At 72.3% G+C, this 3713-nt stretch carries 2 protein-coding genes; one reads left to right on the top strand and one right to left on the bottom strand.

The features are described from left to right. Positions 1-4: 4 nt before the first annotated feature. Complete coding sequence (locus ITI46_RS33690) at positions 5-2917, bottom strand: FAD-binding and (Fe-S)-binding domain-containing protein (protein ID WP_372452139.1); 2913 nt, start codon at positions 2915-2917, stop codon at positions 5-7. A 196-nt stretch (positions 2918-3113) separates the two neighbouring features. Here ITI46_RS33690 and ITI46_RS33685 point away from each other — a divergent pair. Then, the coding region (locus tag ITI46_RS33685; RefSeq protein ID WP_209243750.1) for a LysR family transcriptional regulator at positions 3114-3713 on the top strand (600 nt) is incomplete at its 3' end.

The following is a 3713-nucleotide window of genomic DNA, read 5'->3' as shown; positions in this document are numbered from 1 at the left end:
GGGTTCAGGAGCGGGCGGCGGGCAGGGCGCGGGCGATCAGCTGTGCGAGATGGGTGCCGCTGCGCTCGGTCTGCTGGGCGATCTGGGTGCGGCAGCTGAAGCCGTCCGCCAGCACGACGGTGTCCGGGTCGGCGGCGCGTACGGCGGGCAGCAGGACCTCTTCCCCGGCGGCGACCGACACGTCGTAGTGGCCGCGTTCGAAGCCGAAGTTCCCGGCGAGCCCGCAACAGCCGGAGTCCAGCACGCTGTTGGTGACTCCCATGCCGGCGAGCAGGGTGCTGTCGGCGCCGAAGCCGCTGGTGGCGTGCTGGTGGCAGTGGGTCTGGCTGATGGCGCGGGCCGCGATGCGGGGCGGTTGCCAGCCCGGGGTGTGGTGGACGAGGAGTTCGGCCAGCGTACGGGTGCTGTCGGCGAGGGCCCGCGCCTCCGCGTCGCCGTCGAGCAGTTCGGTCAGATCGGAGCGCAGGGCAGCGGTGCAGCTGGGCTCCAGCCCTACGACGGGGACGCCGTCGCGGGTGAGCGGGGCGAGCGCGGCCACGGTGCGGCGGGCGATACGCCGGGCCACGCCCAGCTGTCCGGTGGTGATCCAGGTCAGCCCGCAGCACTGGGTGCCGTCGGGGACCTGGACGGTGTAGCCGGCGTGTTCCAGGACCTCGACGCCTGCCCTGAGCACCTCGGGAGTGAAGTGGTTGTTGAAGGAGTCCGCCCACAGCACGACCGGCCCGCGCCGCCCGTCGCCCTGAGCGGAGCGGGTACGGAACCAGGACAGAAACGTCCGGTCGGCGAAGCGGGGCACCTCGCGCTCGGCGGCGATGCCGCCGAGGCGTTTGACCGCCGGGGCCAGCCGGGAGGCGGTCACCGCGTTGACCAGCCGGGGCGCGTGTGCGGCGGCGCGGGAGAGCAGTGGCAGCCAGCCCATCGTGTAGTGGGAGGCTGGGCGCAGCCGCCGTCGGTAGTGGTGGTGCAGGAACTCCGACTTGTAGGTGGCCATGTCCACCCCGACCGGGCAGTCGGTGCTGCACCCCTTGCAGGACAGGCACAGATCGAGCGCGTCACGCACCTCCGCAGACCGCCACCCGTCGGTGATCACTTCGCCCTGGGTCATCTCGTACAGCAGCCGGGCCCGGCCCCGGGTGGAGTCCTTCTCGTCTCCCGTGACGCGGTAGCTGGGGCACATGACGCCGCCGCTTCCGGGTGTGGCCGTACGGCATCTGCCGACGCCGACGCATCTGCGGGTGGCCTTGGCGAAGTCGCCGTCGTCGGCGTGGAACGGGAAGACGGTGGTCAGCGGCAGGGGTGTGCGGTGCGGGCTGACCCGGAGGTTGCCGTCGACGGGCAGCGGATCGACGATCATCCCGGGGTTGAGGCCGTTGTCAGGGTCCCATGCCGCTTTGAACTGCATGAACAAGGCAATGACGTCGGGCCCGTACATCAGGGACAGCAGCTCCGAGCGCGCCTGCCCGTCGCCGTGTTCGCCCGAGAGCGAGCCGCCATGTGCGGCGACGAGTTTCGCGGCGTCGGTGACGAAGGCGCGGAAGACGGCGGTGCCGTGCCCGGTGCTGAAGTCGAAGTTGACGCGTACGTGCAGACAGCCCTCGCCGAAGTGGCCGTACACCGCTCCTTGCAGCCCGTGCTGCTGGAGGAGTTCGGTGAACTGGCGCAAGTAGGAGCCCAGTTGGGCGGGCGGAACGGCGGCGTCCTCCCAGCCGGGCCAGGCTTCGGCTCCCCCGGGCAGCCGGGTGGCCAGCCCGGCGCCGTCCTCGCGGATCCGCCACAGCTGCCGGGCCCGCGCCGGGTCGGTGACGACTTCGCTGCTGGTGAAGCCCGCTGTACGGCGCGCCGCCGAGGCGAGCTCCGCGGCACGCGCGGGCAACTCCTCCTCGGTGCCGCCGAGTTCCGCGAACAGCCAGGCCCGGGCGCGGGGAAGGGTGTCGATCGCCTGCCGGGTCTCTGGGCGGGTGACGATGTCGGTCAGCGCCTGGTCCAGCCCTTCCAGGGCCAGCAGCCTGTGCTCCAGGAGACCGGGCACCGCGTCGGCTGCGGCACAGGCGTCCTGGTAGCCGAGCACGACCAGGGCCCGGGCGGGCGGGGGCGCCACCAGACGGACGGTCGCGGAGAGGATGAGCGCCAGGGTCCCTTCGCTGCCGACCAGCGCCCTGGCGAGGTTGAAGCGGCGCTCCGGCAGCAGCTGTTCCAGCGCGTAGCCGGACACCTGCCGGGGAAAGCGCCCCAGTTCGGTACGGAGCGTGGCCAGGTTGCCCTCGGCCAGGCGGTGCAGGGCCGCGATGAGCTCACCCCGGTCACCGCCGGCGGCGACGGCCTCGTCGATCTCGGCCCGCGTCATCTCGCCCAGCCGCAGGACCGTGCCCCGGTAGGTGACCACCTCCAGTTCCACGACGTTCTCCGCGGTGCGTCCCCAGGCGACCGAGTGCGAGCCGCACGCGTTGTTGCCGATCATTCCGCCCAGCGTGCAGCGGCTGTGGGTGGAGGGGTCGGCGCCGAAGATCAGCCCGTGCCGGGCAGCGGCCCGCTGGAGGTCGTCCAGGACGATGCCCGGCTGGACGGTGGCGGTACGGGCGGCCGGGTCCAGGGCGAGCAGGCGGTTGAACCAGCGGGAGAAATCGATCACCACGCCGGAGCCCACGGCCTGGCCCGAGGTGCTGGTGCCCGCGCCGCGCGAGGTGACGGGTGCGCCCAGGCGGCGGCAGACAGCGAGGGTGTTGAGCACCTGCTGCCGTTCGCGGGGGAGGACGACAGCCAGCGGGATCCGCCGGTAGTTGGAGGCGTCGGCCGAGTACGCGGCGCGGCTCCCCGCGTCGCCGTGTACTTCCCCGCAGTCGCTCCGCCTGAGCGCGGCTGTCACGGCTTCCGCGTCGAGCCGGTCCTGGGCGGACGTCGTCGCGGGCACGGCTGGCACTGCGGGCACTGCTGTTGCTCCTTTGCGTTCCACGGTCGTTCACGTTCGTGTCCGACCCGTCCACGCCACGATCTGTGCCTGCCGGCCGTGCCACAAGGCCCAGCAGCGCGGGAGAAATGACCGCCGAGACCAAGGAATGCTTATCCTTGCCGAGCGCGCGCCCCTCGTTCAGCGTCCGCCGGCACAGGAGGATCCGTTGCTCAAGCCCCCGCACCTGCTCACCCTGCGGGCCGTCGTGCGCAGCGGCTCGTTCGTCATCGCCGCCCGCGAGCTGGGCTACACCGCCTCTGCGATCTCGCAGCAGGTCTCGGCGCTGGAGAAGGAGACGGGGCTGAGGTTGTTCGAGCGGGAGGCGCACGGTGTCCGCGCGACAGCGGCGGCCCATCGGCTGGTCGAGCTCAGCGCTCCGGTGCTGGCCGCGCTGGACGATCTGGACCATCAGGTCCAGCAGCTGGCCACCGGCGCGACCGGCCGGCTGAGGCTGGGAAGTTTCCCCACGGCCGGCGTCCGGCTGGTGCCCGCGGCGCTGTCCGAACTGGCGCGGACACACCCGCGGGCCGAGATCCAGCTGGAGGAGGGCGAGCCGGACGAACTGGTGACCGCGCTCAATGAGGGTGAGCTGGACGTGGCGTTGGCGTACGAGTACGGCCTCGAGCCCCGGCAGTGGCCGGAGGGTCTGAGGTGCCACCCCCTGCTGCGGGAGGATCTTGTCCTGCTCCGGGCCCGGGACAGTGGCTTGAGCAGCCGGCTTTCCGGGCTGTCCCGGGCCCGGTGGATCACCAGCAGGGAGGGTACG

The organism is Streptomyces oryzae, assembly GCF_017676365.1.
In the GTDB taxonomy this organism is placed as follows: Bacteria; Actinomycetota; Actinomycetes; order Streptomycetales; family Streptomycetaceae; genus Streptomyces; species Streptomyces oryzae.
Note: the sequence above shows the minus strand (reverse complement) of the source record. Positions and strands in the feature narration are given on the sequence as shown.